General features: G+C 57.9%; 22 protein-coding genes and 1 pseudogene. 21 read left to right on the top strand and 2 right to left on the bottom strand.

Annotated features, from left to right (window positions below):
* Positions 1 to 459 precede the first annotated feature (459 nt).
* The 20 genes and pseudogenes from BMY30_RS02505 to tviB all read left to right on the top strand — a co-directional run bounded on the left by BMY30_RS02505 (position 460) and on the right by tviB (position 21,557).
* Entirely contained in the window at positions 460 to 1,740 is a 1,281-nt protein-coding gene (locus BMY30_RS02505) for a glycosyltransferase family 4 protein (RefSeq protein ID WP_089710262.1), read from the top strand.
* A complete protein-coding gene (locus BMY30_RS02500) occupies positions 1,737 to 3,344 on the top strand; it encodes a methyltransferase domain-containing protein (RefSeq protein WP_089710260.1) in 1,608 nt (535 codons plus the stop codon). Before BMY30_RS02505 ends, BMY30_RS02500 begins: the two co-directional genes overlap by 4 nt.
* Positions 3,345 to 3,555: 211 nt before the next feature.
* Positions 3,556 to 3,738: a hypothetical protein gene (locus BMY30_RS02495; RefSeq protein ID WP_089710258.1), complete on the top strand. Its 183-nt coding sequence runs from the start codon at positions 3,556 to 3,558 to the stop codon at positions 3,736 to 3,738.
* A 124-nt stretch (positions 3,739 to 3,862) separates the two neighbouring features.
* Positions 3,863 to 4,804 (top strand): IS1595 family transposase, encoded by a 942-nt coding sequence (locus tag BMY30_RS02490; protein ID WP_089710256.1) that lies wholly within the window; start codon positions 3,863 to 3,865, stop codon positions 4,802 to 4,804.
* Complete coding sequence (locus BMY30_RS17510) at positions 4,801 to 5,205, top strand: hypothetical protein (protein ID WP_139195459.1); 405 nt, start codon at positions 4,801 to 4,803, stop codon at positions 5,203 to 5,205. Before BMY30_RS02490 ends, BMY30_RS17510 begins: the two co-directional genes overlap by 4 nt.
* The gene (locus BMY30_RS02485) at positions 5,202 to 6,152 is read left to right on the top strand and encodes a hypothetical protein (protein ID WP_139195458.1); all 951 of its coding nucleotides are present in this window, start codon (positions 5,202 to 5,204) and stop codon (positions 6,150 to 6,152) included. Before BMY30_RS17510 ends, BMY30_RS02485 begins: the two co-directional genes overlap by 4 nt.
* Positions 6,140 to 7,324, top strand: a complete 1,185-nt coding sequence (locus tag BMY30_RS02480; protein ID WP_089710252.1) for a glycosyltransferase — start codon at positions 6,140 to 6,142, stop codon at positions 7,322 to 7,324. Before BMY30_RS02485 ends, BMY30_RS02480 begins: the two co-directional genes overlap by 13 nt.
* On the top strand, positions 7,321 to 8,835 hold the full coding sequence (locus tag BMY30_RS02475) for a lipopolysaccharide biosynthesis protein (RefSeq protein WP_089710251.1): 1,515 nt from the start codon (positions 7,321 to 7,323) through the stop codon (positions 8,833 to 8,835). Before BMY30_RS02480 ends, BMY30_RS02475 begins: the two co-directional genes overlap by 4 nt.
* Complete coding sequence (locus BMY30_RS02470; protein ID WP_089710249.1) at positions 8,832 to 10,043, top strand: glycosyltransferase; 1,212 nt, start codon at positions 8,832 to 8,834, stop codon at positions 10,041 to 10,043. Before BMY30_RS02475 ends, BMY30_RS02470 begins: the two co-directional genes overlap by 4 nt.
* Positions 10,043 to 11,245: a glycosyltransferase gene (locus BMY30_RS02465; RefSeq protein WP_089710247.1), complete on the top strand. Its 1,203-nt coding sequence runs from the start codon at positions 10,043 to 10,045 to the stop codon at positions 11,243 to 11,245. Before BMY30_RS02470 ends, BMY30_RS02465 begins: the two co-directional genes overlap by 1 nt.
* A 41-nt stretch (positions 11,246 to 11,286) precedes the next feature.
* The gene (locus tag BMY30_RS02460; protein WP_089710245.1) at positions 11,287 to 12,321 is read left to right on the top strand and encodes a polysaccharide biosynthesis protein; all 1,035 of its coding nucleotides are present in this window, start codon (positions 11,287 to 11,289) and stop codon (positions 12,319 to 12,321) included.
* Position 12,322: 1 nt separating this feature from the next.
* The gene (locus tag BMY30_RS02455; RefSeq protein ID WP_089710243.1) at positions 12,323 to 13,426 is read left to right on the top strand and encodes a polysaccharide biosynthesis C-terminal domain-containing protein; all 1,104 of its coding nucleotides are present in this window, start codon (positions 12,323 to 12,325) and stop codon (positions 13,424 to 13,426) included.
* Positions 13,427 to 13,452: 26 nt separating this feature from the next.
* Positions 13,453 to 14,583, top strand: coding sequence for a non-hydrolyzing UDP-N-acetylglucosamine 2-epimerase (gene wecB / locus BMY30_RS02450; RefSeq protein WP_089710241.1), 1,131 nt, complete (start codon positions 13,453 to 13,455; stop codon positions 14,581 to 14,583).
* A 373-nt stretch (positions 14,584 to 14,956) separates the two neighbouring features.
* On the top strand, positions 14,957 to 16,138 hold the full coding sequence (locus BMY30_RS02445; RefSeq protein WP_342027772.1) for a glycosyltransferase family 4 protein: 1,182 nt from the start codon (positions 14,957 to 14,959) through the stop codon (positions 16,136 to 16,138).
* A 116-nt stretch (positions 16,139 to 16,254) separates the two neighbouring features.
* A protein-coding gene (locus tag BMY30_RS02440; RefSeq protein WP_089710239.1) for an IS5 family transposase occupies positions 16,255 to 17,108 on the top strand; the annotation gives its coding sequence in 2 pieces (ribosomal slippage) (positions 16,255 to 16,608 and positions 16,611 to 17,108; 852 coding nt in all).
* Positions 17,109 to 17,199: 91 nt separating this feature from the next.
* A complete protein-coding gene (locus tag BMY30_RS17505; protein WP_139195457.1) occupies positions 17,200 to 17,439 on the top strand; it encodes a class I SAM-dependent methyltransferase in 240 nt (79 codons plus the stop codon).
* A gap of 75 nt (positions 17,440 to 17,514) precedes the next feature.
* The gene (locus BMY30_RS02435; RefSeq protein ID WP_089710237.1) at positions 17,515 to 18,456 is read left to right on the top strand and encodes an IS1595 family transposase; all 942 of its coding nucleotides are present in this window, start codon (positions 17,515 to 17,517) and stop codon (positions 18,454 to 18,456) included.
* Between the two features lie 21 nt (positions 18,457 to 18,477).
* Positions 18,478 to 18,984 (top strand): annotated as a pseudogene (locus BMY30_RS02430) (class I SAM-dependent methyltransferase); the annotation flags it as partial.
* Between the two features lie 76 nt (positions 18,985 to 19,060).
* Positions 19,061 to 20,257: a DegT/DnrJ/EryC1/StrS family aminotransferase gene (locus tag BMY30_RS02425; RefSeq protein ID WP_089710232.1), complete on the top strand. Its 1,197-nt coding sequence runs from the start codon at positions 19,061 to 19,063 to the stop codon at positions 20,255 to 20,257.
* A gap of 22 nt (positions 20,258 to 20,279) precedes the next feature.
* Positions 20,280 to 21,557: a Vi polysaccharide biosynthesis UDP-N-acetylglucosamine C-6 dehydrogenase TviB gene (gene tviB / locus BMY30_RS02420; RefSeq protein WP_089710230.1), complete on the top strand. Its 1,278-nt coding sequence runs from the start codon at positions 20,280 to 20,282 to the stop codon at positions 21,555 to 21,557.
* Positions 21,558 to 21,628: 71 nt separating this feature from the next.
* Here the strand turns inward: tviB and BMY30_RS02415 are convergent, their stop codons facing one another.
* Together BMY30_RS02415 and BMY30_RS02410 are read right to left on the bottom strand one after the other, a co-directional pair.
* Positions 21,629 to 22,108, bottom strand: coding sequence for a lasso peptide biosynthesis B2 protein (locus BMY30_RS02415; protein ID WP_089710228.1), 480 nt, complete (start codon positions 22,106 to 22,108; stop codon positions 21,629 to 21,631).
* Positions 22,109 to 22,202: 94 nt separating this feature from the next.
* Positions 22,203 to 22,496, bottom strand: a complete 294-nt coding sequence (locus BMY30_RS02410; RefSeq protein ID WP_089710226.1) for a PqqD family peptide modification chaperone — start codon at positions 22,494 to 22,496, stop codon at positions 22,203 to 22,205.
* Positions 22,497 to 22,676: 180 nt separating this feature from the next.
* On the opposite strand from BMY30_RS02410, the gene BMY30_RS02405 reads away from it, so the two are divergent.
* The gene (locus BMY30_RS02405) at positions 22,677 to 23,873 is read left to right on the top strand and encodes a nucleotidyltransferase family protein (protein ID WP_089710224.1); all 1,197 of its coding nucleotides are present in this window, start codon (positions 22,677 to 22,679) and stop codon (positions 23,871 to 23,873) included.
* Position 23,874: the final 1 nt, after the last annotated feature.

Here is a 23,874-nt window from a genome sequence, read left to right as displayed (position 1 = left end):
CGGCGGTGCTTCCGCTTGGCCTTGGAAAGATGATACAGAGCCTAGTTTACCGGGTGCTCGTCATAGGCAAGTTCCGCGATGTGTCGGTGTCAGTGCGCGGCCGCTAGGGCGTCACGATTACGGGTATGACCTGCCGTGTCATTGTGCAGTCAGTCGCGAGGCGTCCGTGCGCAAGTTATTACTGAGTTCCCGGAAAATACGTCAAGACGGCGACGCTGGGCGTGCCGGTCATCTCGAATCCTACCAGCGATATTCCCTTGTATTTGCGTGACGGCGAGAACGGTATTCTTGCCCCGGTTTTGACAAGGCCGGCATCGAGGAAGCGCTGCACCGGGCCGTGACCATGACGCCTGCGCAGCGGGCAGCCATGGTGGCACGCTGCCGCGCCGAGAACCCGGTTGACATGCTCCAGTGGCAGGCCGAGGCGCTATTATTCCTGGAAAACCTACGGGGTTCTGTGTGACTGACCAACCGATCCGGGTGCTCTGGACGTCGAATGTCGATCTGCCGGCGGTGGCGCCCGACCTCGGCCTCACTCCCACGCCGTTCGGCGGCTGGCTCTCGCTGATGACCGATCGCTTGGCGGGCCTTCCGCGCTTCGAGATTGGCGTCGCCATGCGCTCCGAGTCGCGGAAATTCCGTCGGGTCGAGAAGAATGGAATCATTCACTTCGCCTTGCCGCAGCAGCGCGACCGTTTTGACGTGGCGCAGGCTGATGTCGAGCGGGTGCTATCCGAGTTCCGTCCCGACATCCTGCATGTCGAAGGTGCCGAGATGCGCCACGCGCGCCGCTTTCTGTCGAGTTGGATGGGGCCTGGCCTGCTGTCGATGCAAGGGGTATTGAATGGCTACGCTCGTTATGAGCTGGGACGGTTGCCGATCGTGGCGATGTTAAATCCGCTGCGACCGTGGCTGATGCTGACGGCGCTTGCCCTTCTGACGCAGCGCCACTTGCGGTTCCTACCGCGGCTGGCGTCGGAGTGCTCCGCGATGCGGATGGCGGACCATGTTTCCGGCCGGACTCTGTGGGACCGTGCTCAAGCAAAGGCGCTGGCACCGGAGGCGCGCTATCACCATTGCGCACGCATTTTGCGTGATGTTTTCTACACTCGGCAATGGCAAGCCGATGCCGCGGAGCCCGGCTCGATTTTTATCGGCAACGCGGCGTCGCCGCGCAAGGGCGCGCATGTCGCCGTGCAAGCACTGTCGCTGCTGGTACGCGACTTCCCCGATGCCCGGCTCTACATCGCGGGCGAGGACCCGCGCTGCTTTGCGTGGCGTTCGCTCAAGCGGCATGTCGGTTACCCGGTCTACCTGCTGCATCTTGTGCGCAAGCTGGATCTTGAGGACCGGGTTCATTTTACCGGCGTTCTGTCGGGGCCCGAGATGGCCGACCGTATGGCGCGGTCGCATGTCTGTCTGATGGCCTCGATCATCGAAAACAGCCCCAACACGCTGGGCGAGGCGATGATCATGGGCGTTCCGACCGTGTCGGCCTATGCCGGGGGCGCGCCATCCATGGCCCGCGACGAGATCGAGGCGCTGTTCTATCGCGCCGACGACCCGGTGATGCTGGCCTTCCAGGTCCGCCGTATCTTCGAGGACTCGGTGCTCGCTGCGCGACTCGGGCAAGCGGCCCGCGCCCGGGCGCTAGAAACGCACGACCCCGAGCGCAACCTTGACGATCTCGTCGCCACCTACGAAGCGATCATGGCCGACGCGAGTGGAGGGCAGGCATGAGCACGAATGCCCCGATCATTGTCTTTGCCTATAACCGGCCTGATCACCTGCGCCAGACGCTGGATCACCTGGCACGGGCCGAGGACGCGCGTGACAGCGATTTGTGGATCTTCTGCGACGGATTCAAGCCGGGTGCTGACCCGGTCCCAATCGACGCCGCGCGCGCGGTGGCGCGCAACCCGGCCTGGCATGCGCGGTTCGCATCGGTGCGGGTGGAAACATCCGACATAAATATAGGGCTGGCGCTGTCAATCATCACCGGCGTGAGCCGGGTGATGGAGGAAGCCGGCAAGGCGATCGTCGTCGAGGATGATCTACTGGTAGCCCCCGATTTCCTGCGTTTCATGAACGACTGCTTGGATTTCTACCGCGACGACTCGCGCGTCGGCTCGGTGACCGGCTTCTCGCCGTTGCCAGCCCCGCCGCCCGGCTATGCCCATGATGTGATGGCCCTGCCGCGCAATTGCAGCCATGGCTGGGCCACCTGGGCCGACCGTTGGCGCGCGGTGGATTGGGACGCGCGCGGCGCCGCTCAGCTGTTAAATGAGCACGCGCTGCGGCGCCGGTTCAACGCGGCCGGCAACGACCGGCTTGACCGGCTGCGCCGGCAGCTCGAAGGCAGGATCGATTCCTGGTCGATCCGTTTCGGACTATGGCAATGCCTGGCCGGGTGGCACACGATCTACCCGGTGCATAACCGGGTGCGCAATATCGGCTTCGACGACAGCGGCGTGCATACTCGTCAGGGGCAGGATGTGAACGCCTGTGCCCTGACCGCGGCGCGCCCCTACCGTCTGGAACATGTGGCCGAAGACCCCGCCATCCTGCGTCGGGTGGCACAGATCTATGGTGGTCCATGGATCAAGCGCACCCTGCGTGGGGTGCGTGTAAAATTTCGAACACTGAAAACAGGAATTGCCATGTCTCGTTGGAACAAGCAGGACACCAACTATTCGGACGCGTGCCAGCACTACGATTTGGAATATTTCCGTGATCAGTCGCGCGACGGGGATTTGCGTGGTGCCATCAACGCATGGAAATTCCAATCACTTGTCCGTCGTGATCAGGATATATTGGACTTTGGGTGCGGTGATGGCGCACTTTTGGAGGCCCTGGGTGGTAAAAACGGTGTCGAAGTAAATCCGCATGCCCGAGACGCCGCGCAAGCACGTGGCTTCCGAATCGAAGAAAGCATTGACGCTTTTGACGATGCATCCATAGATTTTATCGTTTCGAATCATTGCCTTGAGCATGTTGAGGACCCGGTGTCAGTCATACGCAAGATGCGCCGCGTGATCCGCCCAGACGGAACTCTCGTCATCGTCGTCCCTTGTCATCGAGCTGATTTTGCTTTTCGCGAAAACGATCGAGATTTTCACTTGTTCTCCTGGAGTGCAGCGAACCTTGGAAATGTTGTTAAACTTGCGGGCTTTGAGGTTCTTGAAGCACGTGAAGTACAGCATCGGTGGCCACCAAAGTGGCGCACTATTTATCGCTGCTTTGGGCCCGGAGGATTTCACGCAGCATCGCGGATATGGTCACGTATCGACAGAACCGTGTCACAAGTTATTTGCGTAGCAAGGCCCGCAGTTTCCGATAAATGAAAAAGCGTGGCCTTTTCAGCTTTCCGTTACTGAACATTGGCGGGGCCGAGCACCAAGTGCATGGAGAATATAATTTCGGTATCATTTATTTCTCGTATCCTGGATGAAATGTATCAAATCACGCTGGTCCTACCATTGCGGCTAGTTTCTCTATACTTGACGTCTCTTCCAAGGCGCCGTTCTTGTTCACAAAAGGACGAGGATTTTTTGCATGTTCTATCTGAAAAATCTGCAGGGTGGCCGCTACTTTGGCATTGGTTCCTATCGTCCAAAATCGATCTCAAATATCTACCTACTGCATAAGGCTGGCTGGTATGGTGTCGCGGTTGATATAAGCACATACAAGATCGACGAGATGAAGCGGTTTCGCGCAGGCAAGGTCATGTATGTTTAGGCCGCGATCTTGGGCAGTTCAGATCAAGACACGGCAAAAGCCTACCTGATTACTCATGTTGATCAGCCACCATCCCGCCAGCTTGTCCTATACTGAGGTTATATCCAGTATAGGAGCCGACGTCATGGCACGCAACCCTATCCAGTTTCAGCCCGGCCTGTCGTTGCCGGTGTTTCTCGAGCAGTACGGCACGGAAGCGCAATGCCAGGCAGCCCTCTTCCAGCATCGCTGGCCCAGAGGGTTCGTGTGCCCCGATTGTGGCAACACCACGGGCTGCCGGCTGTCGCGGGGGCTCTACCAGTGCTATCGCTGCCACCACCAGACCTCGCTGACCGCCGGTACCATCTTCCATGCCACGCACCTGCCGTTGACCACCTGGTTTCTGGCCATCTATCTGCTGACCCAGCGCAAGAGCGGCATCTCGGCGCTGCAGCTGTCTCGGGAGCTCGGCGTCAGCTACAACACCGCCTGGAAGCTCAAGCACAAGCTGCTGCAGGTCATGCACGAACGCAACCAGGGAGAGAGGCTCTCCGGACGCATCGAGTTGGATGACGCCTACCTGGGCGGCGAACGGCCGGGAAAGCGCGGGCGCGGCGCTGAGCACAAGTTCCCGTTCGTGGCGGCCGTACAAACCGATGAGGAAGGCCACCCCCTGCGTGTTCAGCTTCGCCGTGTCAGCGGCTTTACCCTTGCCGAGATGCGTCGCTACGCCCAACAGGCCATTGCGCCTGGCAGCCAGGTCATCAGCGACGGCCTCGGATGCTTCCGCGCCTTCGATACCCCCACCTACGTTCATGAGCGCCACATCACCGGGGGTGGACGTACCAGCATGGCAAACCCAGAGTTCAACTGGGTCAACACCCTGCTCGGCAACGTCAAGAACGCGATCACCGGCACTTACCATGCCATCCGCGGCCAGCATGCCCCACGCTACCTGGCCGAATTCGAGTACCGCTTCAATCGACGCTATGACCTCAAGGCCATGATCCCGCGATTTCTGACGGTGGCGGCGAGAACGCCGCCGATGCCGTACCGGTTCCTGAAGATGGCTGACTATTATGCGTGATCAGGAAAGCCTATTTCTTTGAAAACCCTTTGTCCGCTCTTGATACACTGAGCTGTGAAGTTGCCCAACATAGAGAAGAAGTTGCCCAATATAGAGTAAAAAATAGTTCACTCACCTATAATGCTGAAGCCATTTCATCTTTATCTATAAATGCCCTAATGCACGAGTTAGGTCCGATCGAATTTATTAACATTGATATCGAAAGCCTTGACCGGGATCTTATGCTTATGCTGGATTTTGACCGTTTTTTTCCGTGCCTAACCTGTTATAAAAACAACGCTGTTCTTGATGAGGATGACTCTGTTAGGGATCCGCCTTGGGCTTATGGATATCGGTTGGTATTTGCGCTCCGTGGCTCCATCCGCTTTGCCTTGCAGCGCACCGAGCAGACAGCAACATGATGACTCTCTCACTGAATAGTTTGGCATACACACGCTTTCTGGCCGTTCGTAACTCATCAGCATTGTGGGAACGCTTGACAGGCGTGCGAGTCAAGCCGAGGAAGATCGCCGGCCGTGACGTGCTCTCGCTGAGTAATGGGTCAGCCCTAATTGAAGGACATTTGGCGGGAAGTGACCCGTTTTTTGCGGGGCGCATCGGAACCAGCGAACTTGCCGCGCTATACGAAGCGATGGAGATAGAGTTTGGCTTGCGGCGCCAATTTTCGCAGCGCACCGTGCAGACTTTGAACATAAACGCAGGATTTTTTCCCCCAAGACAAGAGGCAGTTCAGTGTTTTGTGGAACTGATGTTTAACTGTGTCTCCAGCGCAGACTTGTTGGGCATGTTGGGGCATCCGCAATTTCTCATCGCTAACCGCGCCCTTCCCGCGGAAGTGGTGGATCTTCGGGCATTAGAGCCGTATTATACTCAGGTCAGTTGGGGTCGTGCTCTTTCTGGCAAGCATGTGCTAGTCATTCACCCACTGGCGGATCTGATAAAAATCCAGTTTTCCAATCGTAGAGAGCTCTTCGAACGTGAGGATGTTCTGCCAGAGTTCCAGCTGTCCACGATCCCTGCGGTACAGAGCATCGCCAATACTCGGGTCCCTTTTTCATCTTGGTTCGAGGCACTCGATCACATGACGGAAGCGATGGCTGCCGTACCATTTGATGTAGTACTTGTTGGTGCAGGTGCCTATGGTTTTCCCTTGGCAGCCCGTGCCAAAGCATTCGGTAAGCAGGCGATCCACATGGGCGGTGCCCTGCAGATCCTCTTCGGGATAAAGGGACGGCGTTGGGACAATCATCCCATCATCTCCAAGCTCTACAACACTCATTGGGTAAGGCCTTCAGAAACAGACGTCCCTGCAGGTGCAGAACTTATTGAACAAGGATGCTATTGGTGATGCGTTTCATTTTTCTCGCAAAGAACTTCGATCTTGGCGGTGCGGAGATGTCGTCTGCTAGGATGATGAACGCTCTGATTTGTCGAGGGCATGATGTTACTCTAGTAACATTCAATCGGGGAGAAAGGGGGGCCTTCGCCATTCTTGATGACAGGGTCAGGTGTCTCGCCCTGAGGCCATGTCTCTACTCTGGCATCTCTGGCAATTCTACTGGTCCTCGATCCACGCTTCGACGCAGAGCGCTTCGGCAGTGCCTCCGGGTCGTCTGCATTCTCGCTGGGTTTCCCTCGCTACTACGCCTACTACTTGATCGTTTCGACGCGGCTGGAGTGCTCGTGATGGGCTATCCCAGATTGATCATTGAGTACCTTGTTCGCGCAGATACTAAGATGCGATGGATCCGCAGTGACCTGTCGGGGGCTGATCCAACCGGATCGGTTGCTCGGTCGCTGCGTCGCGCAACGACCAATACAGACCTGTTCATCTGCGTTTCTAAGGTAGCGCGTGCATCGTTTCTGGCCGCCGTACCCGAGGCAGCTGACAAGGCCGTTGTGATCTACAACATCCTCAACTCCGACGAGATGCACGCGCGGGCGAAAGAAGCCAAGCCGCCTTTTCCGCCGCCACAGGACGGGGTCCCCGTCGTTCTGAGCGTCTGTCGTCTTAGCGAGCATGCTAAGGGGCTGACACGGATGGTTCGCGTCTGCCGTGCGCTCGCCGAGGCGGAAGTTTCGTTTCACTGGTATGTCGCGGGTGAAGGCCCTGACCGGCCTCTGCTCGAGCATGAGATAGATCGGCACGGAATGAGTGCGCGGATGATCTTGCTTGGTCGGCTCGACAACCCGTTTCCAGCCTATCGCGCCGCCGACCTGGTAGCGATGCTGTCGCATTATGAAGGGTTGTGCGGCGTTGTGAACGAGGCTCGTGTTCTGGGTAAGCCCGTGATCGCGACGCAGGTTTCAGGCATCGACGAGCAGCTCGAAGACGGGGTCAACGGTGTCGTCGTGGAGCAGGACGAGAACGCGATCGTGGCAGCGATGGCACGTCTTCTGACCGACACTGAACTGAGAGCACGTCTAGCGGATGGTGGCTATCCCGCTGCACTTCTTGATGATGCCGCCAAGCTGGACCATCTAGAGGCGCTGGTCTGCCGCCGGAAAGTGGCACCATGAATCAGCGCATGTCCGGCGCCATGCTTTCCTACCTGCTGATCCTGGTCAAGCTGGTGGTCACGCTGCTCTTCACGCCATTCATGCTGTCGTCGCTGGGGACCGAGGGCTACGGCCTTTTCGCACTGGCTGGAGCAATGGCCGCCTATCTCATGATCCTCGATTTCGGAATGAACGATGCGATTCTCCGGTTTTTTGTGGCGCATGAGAACGATCGCGAAAAGCGCGATGCCTTCCTCGGCCGCATGCTGAGTCTATACGCCGTGCTTGCCGGACTCGTTCTGCTGGCGGCGGTTGGTTTCTCGACTCTGGCCGAGCCAGTTTTCGGAGCCAGCAATACCCCCAGGCAGGTCGAGATGCTCCGTGTGATGTTCCTTTACATAGGCAGCGGGACCGCCGTGCTGGTCGCGCTCAATCCGTTTGGAGCGCTGCTCTCCGCGACCGAGTCCTTTGTTTTCCTTCGCGGGCTCGAGATTGCGTCGACCCTCGTAACGACGCTGGCCCTGGTGGCGGTGCTCCTGGCCGGATACGGGCCGGTCGAAGTCGTTCTCGTGACGGCAAGTTTTACGGCCCTGCAGGCACTCCTGCGGCTGGGCTTTGCCGTTCTGCGGATCGAGGTGCGGGTACGACTTGCGTGGCCAGCTCTGGACGAGCTACGTAGCGTCGGGGGATATGCCGCACCGATCCTCTTGGTGATCGTCGCGGAAGCGATCTTCTGGAAGTTCGACGCTATCCTGATCGGGGCGCTTCTGGGGGCCGCACCGGTGGCCGTTTACGCGATCGGCGTGACGTTCAACAAATATTTTATGAGCTTCGCGACGGCGATCTCGCGCATCATGACGCCTGAGATTGTGCGCCGAATAGATGCCGGGGCCGATGCTGAAACCCTGACGGATCTGATGATACGCATTTCTCGGGCGCAGGCGCTGGTACTGCTGATGATACTCGGCGGGTTGATCGTATTCGGCGAGCAGTTTCTCACGCTCTGGCTGGGCGCGGAGTTCGCCGCCTCCTACCCGGTGATGCTGTTGGTGCTGGTGCCCTATGCGCTGGAGCTGACTGGCAATGTCCGGAACATCGTGCTGCAGGTCAAAGGGCTTTATTGGTACAAGTCAGCTATCACGCTGGGAATGGCGGCGCTGAACATTCCGCTGACCGTCGTGCTGCTTAAAATCTGGGGAGTCAGCGGTGCCGCCGCCAGCACCGGGCTGGCCGTAATCGCCGGATATCTTGTCATCGCGATTCTACTGCAGCGCCGGGTAGGGATAAAGATGGGCCGCTACTGGCGCGAGACCTGGCGCGGTATCTTTCCTGCCTTTGCGGGGTTGGTGGCCGTGGGGCTGGTGGGTGCGTCCTATCTGCCCGCCGGGTGGATTGGGCTGGTGATGGGGTCGATGCTGTTTGCTGCCGCCTACCTGGTAGCGATGCTCGGCCTTGCTGCGACACAGTCCGAGCGTGACCTCTGTCGGCGTGCCGTGAGGGGGGCGCTGCCGGGGCGGCGTAGACACGCATGAGTATTGCACGCCCCTGGATCGCCTATGTTGGTCCCGTCGCCTTTCCTGAGGGTGGCGCGGCGGCGCGACGGATTGTCGGCAATGCCAAAGCACTCGTGGCTGCGGGGTACGATGTGATCATCGTGTCGGGCCAGCCAGTCGGGCCTTGGGGCGAGATGTTCGACGTCGCACCAGGTATCCGGTGCGTCAGCGTCAACGAGCGCGACTCGGAACACCTTTCCAAGGTGCTGCGCCATGCCCGCTATGCGCTGATGGGCGCGCGCAGCCGGCGCTGGCTCGACGCCTATGCGGTGCCGCCGGCGGCGGTGATTGTCTATTCCGGCTACACGCCCTATCTGCTGCAACTTGGGGCCTGGGCTCGGCGCGTCGATGTGCCGTTGCTGTTCGACGCGGTCGAGTGGTACACCGCTGAGACGGTGTTCGGCTTTCTTGCCTCACCCTATCTGTGGAACACGGAACTTGCGATGCGGGTGCTTATCCCCCGGCTCGATGGGGTTATCGCTATCAGCCGGGCGCTCGAGACCTACTATGCCGGGCGCGGTCTGCCTGTGGGGCGTGTGCCGCCCCTATTCGACCCCGCCGAGATCATCGCCGCGCCGCAGGCGCCCGACCCCAGCGGCCCGCTGCGGCTGGCCTACGCAGGTTCGCCCGGGAATAAAGACCTGCTCGACCTGGTGTTGGAGGCGGTGATGGCGTTGCACCGGCGCGGCGCGAACTTGGTGCTTGACGTGGTCGGCCTATCCGAGGTGGAACTGCTAAAGCGCGCGCCGCTACGGGCGGAGCGGGCTGGGCTGCCTGCCTGCCTGCGGGTCCATGGCCGCGTGGCTCACGGGCGGTCCATGGAGGTTGTGGGGAAAGCCGATTTCACGGTGTTCCTGCGCCGTGTGAACAGGGTCTCGACCAACGGTTTTCCCACCAAGTTTGTCGAAAGTCTGGCCCTGGGAACTCCGGTGATCACAAACTTGACAAGCGATTTGGCAGATCACCTACGCGATGGGGAAAACGGATTCATCTGCCCTGCGCTGGCACCCGAGGCGCTCAAGCACACGCTAGACCGTGTTTTGAGGCTGGACGCCGGGCAGCGACAAGCGTTGCGCGAAGGTGCGCGGACACAGGCGGAGCTGGCCTTCGCATTCGAGACCTACGCCGAAACCTTGGGCGGTCTGATTTATCGGGCGCGCCGAGCAGTTGTGGAGAGTGTAAAATAATGGCCGCCTATCCGCATGCCAAACAATGGGTCATTCTCGCTGGAGGTTTCGGCCTTCCAGATCGCACGGCGTCTGCTATTAGAGCCGTCGGCTTGGCCAAGCTGGTCAAGAGTATCGGATACAATCCTCTAATTCTTGGGAAGTTACGCATTGCACCGGAGAGGCCGGAAGACCTGCATTTGATCGAAATAAGCGGTATGCCAGCACGTGACATTCGAAAGCCCTGGCCAGAATCCCTTGCCTGCAACTATGTCACAGACGGGTCTTCCGTCGATGAGGTGGTGCGGCGCCTTGGTGCAGCTAACGTGGCTGTTGTCCTTCTCTACAATTATCCGTCATTTGGCTTGATGTCCGTAATGCGCGCCTGTGCCGTTAGAAAAGTTCCGGTCGGACTTGACCTGACAGAATGGTACGGATGGGAAGGCCGTAAGATTGCCCGGAACTTGCTGCGTATTTTCAACACTGAACTGCGAATGCGTATTTTGTCTTGTAAGGTAGGGAATGTGATTTGCACATCTTCATGGCTTACGAAGCGCGTAAAGGCTAGAAACACTCTTGTTCTGCCCTTCGTTGTCGATTTGACTGAGGATCGTTGGGAAAAGAGACGTGATCGGTCGCCGCGGCGGTCGGACGTGAGAATGTTTGTCTATATTGGTAGCCCGGGGATAGGAATGCACAAAGATCTTCTTCCTAAGATCATCGAGGGTTTTTCCTTAATTGGCGACACGCGAAGCGATTTCATCTTCGATGTTTATGGGATTACTAGGGAAGAGTTTATTTCCGAGGTCCCAAATCAGCAAGAGATCCTCAATCATCTTCGTGATAGCGTCAGGTTTCACGGCAAGGTCGACCACCAAACCGCACTCGACGCTTTGTCCGAAGCTCATTTTTCTATCTTTTTGAGAAAGCCCACTCGAGTTGCAAGTGCCGGTTTCCCCACAAAATACATGGAAGCCTCAACGCTTGGCGTTCCAGTGATTGCGAACCTCACCAGTGACATTGGACTTTTTCTCAAAGATAGGGTGAACGGAATTGTAGTCCCAGGTTATTCTGCCAAGCTCGTAGCTCAATCTTTGAACGCCGCGTTGGACTTAGACGAAAAAACCTATTTTGAAATGCGAGTGAGACAGTCAAATAGTAATCCGTTCGCACTGGACAAATGGAAAACTCAAGCTGAGGCATTTATGCAACGCCTAAAATAAAAAGGCAAATGAAGCTAGGCAGACATTGAGAGGAAAAAAAATTGCTCGATAACGTAACGCTCATGATCACCGGCGGCACTGGCAGTTTCGGCAATGCCGTTCTGCGCCGTTTCCTCGATACCGATGTGCGCGAGATCCGCATCTTCAGTCGTGACGAGAAGAAGCAGGACGACATGCGCAAGTGGTACATGAATGACAAGCTCAATTTCTTCCTCGGCGACGTGCGCAATCGCGACAGTCTCGTCGATGCCATGCATGGCGTCGATTACGTCTTTCACGCCGCCGCGCTCAAGCAGGTTCCGTCATGCGAGTTCTTTCCCCTCGAAGCGGTGCACACCAACGTGATGGGCACCGCCAACGCGATCGACGCCTCGCACCGTGCCGGCGTCCGGCGCATGATCTGCCTGTCCACCGACAAGGCGGTTTACCCGATCAACGCGATGGGCACTTCGAAGGCTATGATGGAAAAGGTGGTGACCGCCAAGGCCCGTGCCATCGACCCCGACCGCATGACGATCTGCTGCACGCGCTACGGCAATGTCATGGCCTCGCGGGGATCGGTTATCCCGCTCTTTGTGCGTCAGATCCTCGCGGGCGAGCCCTTGACCGTCACCGACCCGGAAATGACGCGCTTCATGATGACGCTGGATCATGCCGTGGATCTGGTGCTGTTCGGCTATAAAAATGCCCGCTCTGGTGACATCCTGGTTCAGAAGGCGCCGGCGGCTACCATCATGGTTCTGGCGCAGGCGTTGCTGGAAATGTTCGAGCGGCCCGATCATCCGGTCTACATTCTCGGCACCCGCCACGGCGAGAAGAAGCACGAAACGCTGCTGTCGCGTGAAGAACTGGCTGGTGCCGAAGACTTGGGCGAATATTACCGCGTCCCGGCGGACATGCGCGACCTGAACTATGGCAAGTATGTCGAACGCGGCGAGCGCGACATCAGCGGAACGGATGATTACACCTCGGCCAACACGCGACGGCTGGATGTCGCGGGTATGAAGACGCTGTTGCTGGAACTACCCTTTATCCGCAATGCGTTGGCCGGTGACGCTGTCGATCCGGGAGTATGACATGAGGATTCTGGTAACCGGGGCCGCGGGGTTTGTCGGGCGCAACCTGGTGTTGCGCCTGAACGAGCAGAATCACGAGGTGCTGGCCGTTACACGGGCGACCGGTGCTCCGGAGATAGCCGCTAAGGTGGCGCGCTCCGATGCGATCGTGCACCTCGCCGGCGCCAACCGCCCTGAGAGTAAGGAAGACTTTGAGCTCGCTAACGACTGCTTTACGGCGCAGCTTTGCGCGTTGCTCCGCGAGCGGCCGGTGCCGGTGATCGCTGCCTCGACCATCCAGGTCGACCGCGATACTCCCTATGGCCGCACCAAACTCGCGGCTGAGGATCACCTGCGCGGGCTCGGCGCGGCGTCAGGTGCGCCGGTGAACATCTGCCGGCTGGTCAATGTGTTCGGCAAGTGGTGCCGGCCAAACTACAACTCGGTCGTTGCTACCTTCTGCCACAATATCGCGCGTGATCTACCGATCAGAATAAGCGACCCCTCAGCGGAATTGCGTCTGGTGCATATCGATGACGTGATCGACAGCTGGCTGGCGTGGCTCGACACGCCGGGGCAAGGGGTGCAGATCAGTGCTGCCGCGCCTGAGTACCGCATCACCCTGCAGGCGCTGGCCGATACGCTGCACGGTTACCGTTCCATTCGCCATACGCATACGATAGGCGAAACCGGCACCGGGCTAGGGCGGAGGCTCTACGCCACCTATGTCAGCTACCTCCCGGTCGAAGATTTCGCCTATCGGGTTAACCGCCACAGCGACAATCGGGGCGTCTTCGCAGAGATGTTGCGCACTGAGCACTCGGGCCAATTCAGCTTCTTCACGGCCGGGTCGGGGATAACGCGGGGCGGACACTACCACCACGCCAAGACCGAGAAATTCCTGGTGCTCAAGGGTCACGCGCGGTTCCGGTTCCGCAACATGGACACCGGAGAGAGCCACGCACTGGAAACCCGCGGCGAAGAGTCGATGGTCGTTGAAACGGTGCCGGGCTGGAGCCACGACATCACAAATATTGGCCAGGATGAGCTGATCTGCATGCTGTGGGCCAACGAACTTTTTGACAGCGCCCGCCCGGATACGGTCGCGCATCCACTTTGCGACTGACCTGATCGCGCAGCATAGGACAAGCCATGAAAAAACTCAAAGTCTCCACCATCGTGGGCACGCGGCCCGAACTGATCCGACTGTCTCGGGTCATGGCTGCGCTCGACCGGCATTGCGATCACTTGATCGTTCATACCGGTCAGAATTACGACTACGAACTCAATGGCATCTTTTTCGAAGATCTCGGCCTGCGCAAACCCGATGTGTTCCTTGACGCGGCGGGCGACACAGCGGCTGAAACCATAGGCAAGGTGATCTCCGCCTCCGCTCGCGTGCTGGCCGACCATCGCCCTGACGCTGTGCTTGTGCTGGGCGACACCAATTCCTGCCTGGCAGTCATCAGTGCCAAGCGGCTAAAGATCCCGACCTTCCACATGGAGGCCGGCAACCGCTGCTTCGATATGCGCGTGCCCGAGGAAATCAATCGGCGCATCGTTGATCATACCGCCGATATCAACCTGACTTACAGCCAGATCGCCCGCGAATACCTGCTGCGCGAAGGGCTCGACCCACAGCGCGTCATCGTCACCGGCAGCCCCATGCGCGAGGTTCTCTCCGACTATGCCGCGCACATCGAGAGCTCGGATGTGCATCAGCGCCTGGGACTTGAAAGGCACGGCTATTTCGTCGTCAGCGCTCACCGGGAGGAAAACATCGAGGACCAGCGCCAGTTCGAAAGACTGGTCGGAATCATCAACATGCTGCCTGAAAAATACGGCCTGCCGGTGATCCTGTCGACCCACCCCCGCACGCGCAGAAAAATCGATCAGAGCGGGGCGAAACTGGATACGCGCGTTCAGCAGATGAAGCCTTTTGGCTTTTCCGATTACAACGCGCTGCAGATGAACGCTCGTGCCGTGCTATCCGACAGCGGTACCATCACTGAGGAAAGCTCGATCCTGAACTTCCCGGCGCTCAACATCCGCGAAACGCACGAACGCCCCGAGGGAATGGAAGAAGGCGCGGTAATGATGGTCGGGATGAACCCCGAGCGGGTCATGCAGGGGCTGGAGATACTGAAGCACCAGCCACGCGACGAGGCCCGGTTGCTGCACATGGTCTACGACTACACAGCCGATAATGTTTCGGAAAAAGTCTTGCGAATTATATACAGCTACACCGATTTCGTAAACCGGGTTGTATGGCGCAAGGCGTGAGCCTTGCGCGAGGAGCGCAATAAATCACAGGTCGAGCCTTGTCAAAATTCCGCGGAGGAAAACTGTGTCAATAATCCTGAGTGGCGTTCTCCGGGTCAGCCGGTACGGAGCGCTTAGAAATGACCGATCAAGACGACCGAAGCCGATCGCTAGTACAGCACGAGCCAGATGGTCGAGCGCGATACGAGTTCTTATGTGGCCATCATTATGGTCGTGGCTCACCGCGATTTTCTCGAATTGGAGGCAGCCACTACCCTTTCCTGTGGCAAGTCCAGGCATGTGTTCAATTACTTGAAGTATGTGTTGACCAAAGATTCCGTTGATATTTGTCTGTAAAGGCCAAGGCCTGCGTGCACTTCATGGCGTGAGCCACATGGATAAAGCTAATATGGAACAACTTGAGGCTACCGCGCCGATCCGACGGATCATGGTGGTAGCAAGTTTCGCTCATTCGCTTGTCAATTTTCGCGGGCCATTGATTTGCGCCTTTCAGGAAGCGGGGCTGGAGGTGCATGCGGTGGCACCTGGAATGCTATCGGATAAGACGACGCGCAGAGAGCTCGAAGCCTGGGGTGTGGTTGTCCATGAGGTTCCCTTGCGGCGAACCGGTACAAACCCCATCAAGGATATGGCTGCCATGTCAGCGCTCTACAGGCTCTTTCGCCTAGTGCGTCCGGATGCAGTGCTGGCCTACACCATCAAGCCGGTGATTTACGCTACCCTGGCGGCTTGGTTGGCACGGGTGCCGCGTCGTTTCGCCTTGATTACCGGGCTGGGTTACGCCTTCACCGGCGAGGCAAAAGGCAAGCGGGCAGCCGTGTTGACCCTGGTGCGCCACCTCTACACCCAGGCCATAGGACAGGCGCACCGTGTGTTCTTCCAGAATCCCGATGACCGTGACCTGTTTCGCGAACTCGGACTATTGCCCGAGCGAGTGCCGTCTCAGGTCGTCAACGGCTCAGGCATCGATACGGCACACTTTACGGTGGCACAGCTGCCACTAGGAGGGCCGGTCTTCCTGTTGATTGCCCGCCTGCTGGGAGACAAGGGCGTGCGCGAATACGTGGCGGCCGCTGCCCTCGTTCGTCAGCGCCATCCGCAAGCCGTGTTTCGGCTGGTGGGGAACCTGGATGACAACCCCGATTCGATCTCCCGTACCGAACTGCAGGAGTGGATGGGCGCTGGGCATGTGGAGTACCTAGGCCAGCTCGACGATGTGCGCCCAACGATCGCCGAGACCAGCGTCTATGTGCTGCCCAGCTACCGCGAAGGTACGCCGCGCACCGTGCTGGAAGCCATGGCCATGGGCCGCCCGATTATCACTACCGACGCCCCCGGATGTCGTGAAACGGTGGTGCAGGGCGATAACGGTTTCCTGGTGGCGGTGAAATCGGTTGATGCCTTGGTTGATGCCATGGAACGGTTCATCCATCATCCTGGCTTGATGGCCAGCATGGGCCATCGTTCCCGTGAGATAGCCGAAGAGAAATACGACGTGCACAAGGTGAATGCAGTGATGCTGGAGGCGATGGGGATTAGCATGCCAGCTCATTAATCGGCCTGGCAGTCGGAATCAGCTAACAGAGTACGAATTTCTCAAACAAAACCTAGGCTTTGTCCGAAAAGTCGAATGTGCTAATTTTACCTATGTCGCAGCTGCATAGGTGACTTATGGCAGGACGCTACGAGATCTCCGACTACGGTTGGGACCTGATCGAATATATCGTCTCCCCGCCCCAAACGATGGGGCGTCCGCGCCGTGATGACCGTCAGGTGTTGAACGGCATCTTCTGGATCCTTTGTTCTGGCGCCAAGTGGCGTGACTTGCCAGAACGCTACGGCCCTCGGAAGACGGTCTATGACCGCTTCCGCCAGTGGCGCGATGATGGCACCTTCGAAGCCATCCTGGCTCGGCTCCAGCTGCGACTCCGCAAGGATGGTCTGATGGATCACGACACGTGGATGATCGACTCGACCTCGATCCGGGCAACACGAGCCGCCTCGGGAGGCGGTAAAAAGGGGGGCACCACGAACCCGTAGACCATGCCCTGGGACGCAGCAGAGGCGGCCTGACAACCAAGATCCACATGGTATGTGATCGGCATGGCTGGCCACTGACCTTCACGTTGTCGCCGGGGCAGGACTCGGATACGCGCCACTTCGTCCCGACCATGGAGCACGTTCACCTGGCGGGTCCCGTAGGCAGACCGCTCAAGCGTTGCCGTTTCATCGTGGCGGACAAGGGCTATGACAGTGATCCGCTTCGACGCTACTGCGACAGACACAGGATGAAGCCCATCATTGCCAGGCGCAAAATGAAGCGCAAGGCACGCCCTGGCGCACCGAGGGGCTTTGACAAGCCCCGGTATCGCGACAGGAATATCATCGAGCGCTGCTTCGGGTGGGTCAAAGAACTACGCCGGGTCTGCACGCGGTACGACAAGTTGGCCAGCAGCTTCAGGGCCATGGTATGCCTAGCGTGCATAGACCGTTGCCTGCGAGCAGACTTTTCGGACAAAGCCTAGATTTAAGTGGTGCGTGTAAAGTAATCGGCGGTGATTCAATATTTTATTTATTCTCGTGTGGCTCTCTCATGAATTGTTAAGAGGCACTGAAATGAGTTCTGCAGATAACGTATTCGATAATATAGAGCTAGAAAGGTGGGGGAATCTGAAAGGGCTAAAGGAAAAAGAAAGAAAGCTTATAGAAAAATATCTCGAAAAATCCGGGCCTACAATAGAGGGAGGGACAGGGGGAGGTCGGATATTATTCGAAATGGAAAAAATGGGATTTGCATCTCTTCATGGGTTTGATTTGTCGGATAACATGATTGATATAGCAAATAAACGAACCTGATTACTCATGTTGATCAGCCACCATCCCGCCAGTCTCTTCTATACTGATGTTATGTCCAGTAGAGGAGGTGACGTCATGGCACGCAATCCTATTCAGTTCCAGCCCGGCCTGTCGTTGCCGGCGTTTCTCGAGCAGTACGGCACGGAAGCGCAATGCCAAGCAGCCCTCTTCCAGCATCGCTGGCCCAAGGGGTTTGTGTGCCCCGACTGTGGCAACACCACGGCCTGCCGGCTGTCGCGGGGGCTCTACCAGTGCCATCGCTGCCATCATCAGACCGCGCTGACCGCCGGTACCATCTTCCATGCCACACACCTGCCGTTGACCACCTGGTTTCTGGCCATCTATCTGCTGACCCAGCGCAAGAGCGGCATCTCAGCGCTGCAGCTGTCCCGGGAGCTCGGCGTCAGCTACAACATCGCCTGGAAGCTCAAGCACAAGCTGCTGCAGGTCATGCACGAGCGCAACCAGGGAGAGAAGCTCTCCGGACGCATCGAGCTGGATGATGCCTACTTGGGCGGGGAACGGCCGGGAAAGCGCGGGCGCGGCGCTGAGCACAAGTTACCGTTCCTGGCGGCCGTACAAACCGATGCGGAAGGCCACCCACTGCGTGTTCAGCTTCGCCGGGTGAGCGGCTTCACCCTCACCGAGATCCGACGCTACGCCCAACAGGCCATTGCCCCCGGGAGCCAGGTCATCAGCGATGGCCTCGGGTGTTTCCGAGCCTTCGACACGCCCCTCTACGTCCATGACTGCCACATTACCGGGGGTGGGCGTGCCAGTGTGGAGAACCCCGAGTTCAACTGGGTCAACACCCTGCTGGGCAACGTCAAGAACGCCATCACCGGCACTTACCATGCCATCCGCGGGCAGCATGCCCCACGCTACCTGGCCGAGTTCGAGTATCGGTTCAATCGGCGCTATGACCTCAAGGCCATGATCCCGCGCTTTCTGACGGTGGCGGCGAGAACGCCGCCGATGCCGTACCGGTTCTTGAAGATGGCTGACTCTTATGCGTAATCAGGTAAACGAAAGCAAGGGAAAGGGATTTCTTTTTATGTTCAAGATGCTTCATTCTTGCCATATGGAGATAATAGTTTTGATCAGGCTGTTTACTTGCAGCAAATAATTTGCTTTATTGATAGTAATTTTAAGAGGGAAAGGGCATTAAAAGAAGTCTATCGTATTGTCAAAAAAGGCGGGGTGGTAATATTTTCTTTTCTTTGCTTTGATGGACGCTTTTCACAGCCTAAGTATTTTATTTTTTTGACATACCTTTATTTAATAAAGAGAATTTTATTCTCTAAGCGAGAAATGCAATCAATTCCTTGGCTTAAACACAATAATCGACCTAATTTAAGTTTTTTGAATGACAGGGGGCCTTATAATTATTGGTACAAAGTCCAGGAGCTGTTGGATGTCCTTCATGCGGTTGGTTTTGAAGTGATTGCGCTAGAGTCTGATATTGCCGAGCTAGACTTGAACGGTAACTCATCATCGTGGAATGCTAAATTAACTGACACTGTTTACGTTGTTTGTCGAAAATGATGTATAAAATTCTATCTAAATATTAGTTTAACTTTACATAACTGGCTTTAATCTTTCTGCCTCTATAGAGTGATCCATGCTTAATTCACCATTTTCTCCCTGGCCCTCCTTCACCGAGGAGGAGGCTGAGGCGGTTCAGCGTGTGCTGCTCTCCAACCAGGTGAACTATTGGACCGGCCAGGAGGGCCGCGAGTTCGAGCGTGAGTTCGCGGCCTTCGCCAGCACCGACTATGCCATCGCCGTTTCCAATGGCACCACGGCGCTGGATCTCGCACTGAAGGCGCTGGGCATCGGCGAGGGCGATGGCAGGTGGCGCGACGAGGTGATCGTGACTTCGCGAACCTTCTTGGCCTCCGTGTCCAGTATCGTCACCTCGCGGGCGGTGCCGGTGTTTGCCGATGTAGACCGCAATTCCCAGAATATTACCGCCGAGACGGTGGGGGAGAAGATCACGCCCAACACTCGAGCGATCATCACCGTGCACCTGGCCGGCTGGCCCTGCGAGATGGAGGCGCTGATGGCACTGGCCGAGCAGCACGGACTCTTCGTGATCGAGGATTGCGCCCAGGCCCATGGGGCACGCTACCGCGGGCGCAGCGTGGGCAGTATCGGCCATGTCGGCTGCTGGTCCTTCTGCCAGGACAAGATAATGACCACTGGCGGTGAAGGCGGCATGGTCACCACTGGTGACGAGGTGCTGTGGCGCAAGATGTGGGCTTACAAGGACCACGGCAAGAGCTGGGAGGCGGTGTATGAACGCGAGCACCCGCAGGGTTTCCGTTGGCTGCATGAAAGCTTCGGTACCAACTGGCGACTGACTGAGATGCAGGCCGTTATCGGGCGTATTCAACTGCAGCGAATGCCTGCCTGGTCGGCGGCACGCCGGGCCAATGCCGAGCGTATATGGCAGGTGGCCTCTGAAAGCCACGGGCTGCGAGTGCCACAGATACCCGATCATATAGAGCACGCCGCCTATAAGTGCTATCTGTTCGTCGAACCTGAACAGCTGATAGAAGGCTGGGGCCGCGATCGTATCCAGCAGGCGATGGTGGAGCGGGGCGTGCCGTGCTTTTCCGGCTCCTGCTCCGAGGTCTACCGGGAAATGGCCTTCGACGGCACCGGCTGGCGCCCTGAGCAACCGCTGCCCGTTGCCAAGGAACTGGGAGAGACCAGCTTGATGTTCCTCTGCCACCCCACGCTGACCAATGCCGAGATCGACAAGACCTGCGAGGTGCTGCAAGAGGTGATGGAGGAGGCTGGGATCAAGTCATGATCTTTCGTGAAGGAACAACTACATGCTGACCATGGATAATGTGCGCCTGGGTGTGATCGGTCTCGGTTATGTGGGCCTGCCCCTGGCGGTAGAGTTCGGCAAGGTGTGGCCCACTGTGGGCTTCGACATCAATGCACAGCGTATCGCTGAGCTGCGCGATGGCGTGGATCACACCCTGGAGGTGGAGCCTGAACTGTTGGCCCAGGCAACACAGCTCAGCTTCGAGAGTGAGCTTGATGTGCTGCGCGAGTGCAACGTCTATATCGTGACCGTGCCGACCCCCATCGATGCAAGTCGCCGCCCCGATCTCACCCCGCTGATCATGGCCAGCGAGAGCCTGGGCAAGGTGGTAGCGCAGGGCGACGTGGTGGTCTTCGAGTCCACCGTCTACCCGGGTGCCACCGAGGAGGAGTGCATCCCGGTGATAGAGCGGGTGTCCGGCCTGGTCTACAACCGCGACTTCTTCGCCGGCTACAGCCCCGAGCGCATCAACCCGGGCGACAAGGAGCACCGGGTCACCACCATCAAGAAGGTAACGGCCGGCTCCACGCCCGAAGTGGCCGAGTTCGTGGATGCCCTCTACTGGCGGGTGATCACCGCCGGCACCTACAGGGCCAGCTCCATTGCCGTGGCCGAGGCGGCCAAGGTGATCGAGAACACCCAGCGCGATGTGAACATCGCCCTGATCAACGAGCTGGCGATGATCTTCAACCGCCTGGGGCTCGACACCGAAGCGGTACTGGAGGCGGCGGGGACCAAGTGGAACTTCCTGCCGTTCCGCCCGGGTCTGGTGGGCGGGCACTGCATCGGCGTTGATCCTTACTACCTGACCCACAAGGCGCAGCAGGTGGGTTATCACCCCGAGGTGATCCTCTCGGGGCGGCGCATCAACGACGGCATGGGCGCCTATGTGGCCGGACAACTGGTCAAGCAGATGATCAAGCGTCGCATTCACGTGCAGGGTGCCAGGGTGCTGGTGATGGGGTTGACCTTCAAGGAGAACTGCCCGGACCTGCGTAATACCCGGGTGGTGGACATCATCAGGGAGCTTGCCGACTACAACATCGCCGTGGATGTGCTTGAGCCGCACGTCGACAAGGAGGAGTCGGAGAGGGAGTACGGCATCCGTCCGGTGGTTGAGCCCGAAACCGGCGCCTATGATGCCGTGATCCTCGCCGTGGCCCACCGCGAATTCCGGGAGTTGAGCGTCGAGCGCATTCGCTCCTGGGGCAAGCCCAAGCATGTCCTCTACGATCTCAAGTATCTGCTGCCCAAGGGAGAGTCGGATCTGAGGCTGTAGCCGCAGGCACACATCCCGAGATGTAATCTCATCACCTCATGGCGAGGGTAAATACAGAGAGTTTCAAGTGATCAGGCTGGCTCACTATCTATCTTTTTGAGATAACACCCCACCACCGTATAGTCAGTGAAACCATGACCACCGGATACTGGGACCCGTCCAGCCATCACCCAGGCGTGAGCCTTGAATTCGCCGATTTTTCTGTCCCTGGCCAGGCCAAAGTAGAGCGCATAGGGGATGCGAAAAAGCCCGAGCATCAGGCGTGCCGTTACGGCTTGAGGAAAGCAGTTGGCCACCCATGGACAATATCGCGATGCCAGGTGAATTACATGGGAAATCTGGACGGCCCGCCTTTCCTGTGGCGACGTGAGCAGGTGAGTATAGGCTTGAAGGCCAACCGAATGGCCTAGAAAGGGTGCGAGCCGCCGGAAAGACAGTGTCAGTATGACCAGGCGGCTGATGCCCAGAATTATCCACACAGGCAGCAGCCAGGTTCTGGTGAACACTGGCTTTTTCAGCAGGGAAACGATGCGGCACCGGTATGAATTCATCTTGTAAGGATCCGCGGCCAAGGCGCCCCGAGACGATAGGAGGTATCGGCTTGGTTGTCTGCGCCTGAGGAGGTGCCGGCAGTCGTCTGAAGCACTACTGGCTTACTGGCCGAACCAGGCCGTTTTCCATCAGCGCCTGAACAAATGCCTGCATTTCCCGGCGGCAGGTTTCTGGGCCTACTTCGTACTCATGAGTGATGATTTCGACAAGACCATCGATACTGATCGGTGTTTCCAGCAGCTCGAATGCGCGCGTTCCCACGCCTGAGATACCATAATAGCAGCCCGCTTGGGCATCCATCATGACCAGTTCACCGTCCAGATCAGCGGCTATCAGATTCGGGGTTCTTACCAGTAAAGCGGTATTTTCTAGTAATGGATTTGACATGTGATGTAAGCTCTCGATGATGTTTCGATTCTAATACGATTCTAATACGATTCTAATACGATTCTAACCAAAGCGACCGATATTGCCATCGCTTTGGGCGTATTTCTTTCTTCGTCTTCCTCCACATGTGAGGCTCCTGCGTCACCAAGGGGCTGGTAGCATCCTCAGCAAGGATAGGACATGACAGCATTCCCATCTCGATCACCAGCACTGAGCACCGAATTTCGCTTGTTGCTGCTGTTGGCCCGGTTGGAGCTTGACGACGACCAGGCCAGGGAAGCACAGTCGCTTTGCCGAGCGGTAGAGGACTGGGAGGGGTTTCGCCTCATCGCTACCCATCGCTTCATCCTTCCTCTGGCGTACCGCCACCTGCGCCACCTTCAGCCTCCTTCGCTGCCTGCCGAACAGCTTGCGCTGATGAAGCAGCAGGTTTTGTCGCTCTATCGACATGGTCTGAACGTTGCGACCAGTCTGGGAGAAATCCACCAGCAGCTGCTGGTACCGTTGGACATTCCTTACGTGACCTTCAAGGGGCCATCCCTGGCTGCGCGCTATTATGACGAGCCTGCAATGCGTTTCTGTCGCGATATCGACATCCTGGTGCCCAGGGAGCGAATGGCAGCGCTGCTGGCTCATGCCCTGGCAGAGGGTTATCGGCCTCTGAATCCCCAGGATCTGGCGGATGATCCCGTCAGTTTGATGTTCGTGGCGCGTTTCTATGATGTGATCTCCCTGTTCTCGCCGCGCGGTGTGATTATCGAATTCCATTCGCAGATCGATAAGATCGGCACGGTGTACGATTCTCGAGCGCTGATCGATAGGGCAGAGCTGATTCGCGTCGGTAACACTGACGTGGCCGTACTGCCGACCGCTGAGCTCTTCGTCTATGTCTGCTGGCACCACACCAGGCATTTCTGGTCGCGCCTGCACTGGCTGGTGGATATCGATGCCATTCAGCGCCATCCTGGCTTTGATCGTCAGGCGGTCCTCGCCTGTGCCGCTCGTCACGGGCTGAGCGCCACGGTCGAGTCGTGCCTGAAGATGGCCGAGGTGCTGAGCTCGCCTGAGTTCGAACCTCAGGGTTACCACGATGAGCGGGTCGATGAACTCTTGAAACTTTCGCTGGAGGCCATGCAGGGGGACCGGGAGTTCGAGCGTCGACTGGTCAGCAAGAGGTCGACCCTTGATTTTGCCTTTCACTGGCAGACGGATCGTGGCCACCGGCTTCGCTGGAAGCTGCTGGGCTGGCTGCGTATCTTCCGCCCGAAGTATGACCTCTTTCAAGAGTGGCCTTTGTCGCCCCGCTGGCACTGGCTGTATGGTCCCCTTCGACTCTGGCGGGCGTGCCGTCGCCGCTGGCACCTATCCCGATACTGAC

Source organism: Halomonas daqiaonensis, assembly GCF_900109725.1.
In the GTDB taxonomy this organism is placed as follows: Bacteria; Pseudomonadota; Gammaproteobacteria; order Pseudomonadales; family Halomonadaceae; genus Halomonas; species Halomonas daqiaonensis.
The sequence above is the reverse complement of the archived record's forward strand: the minus strand, read 5'-3'. Positions and strand labels throughout refer to the sequence as shown.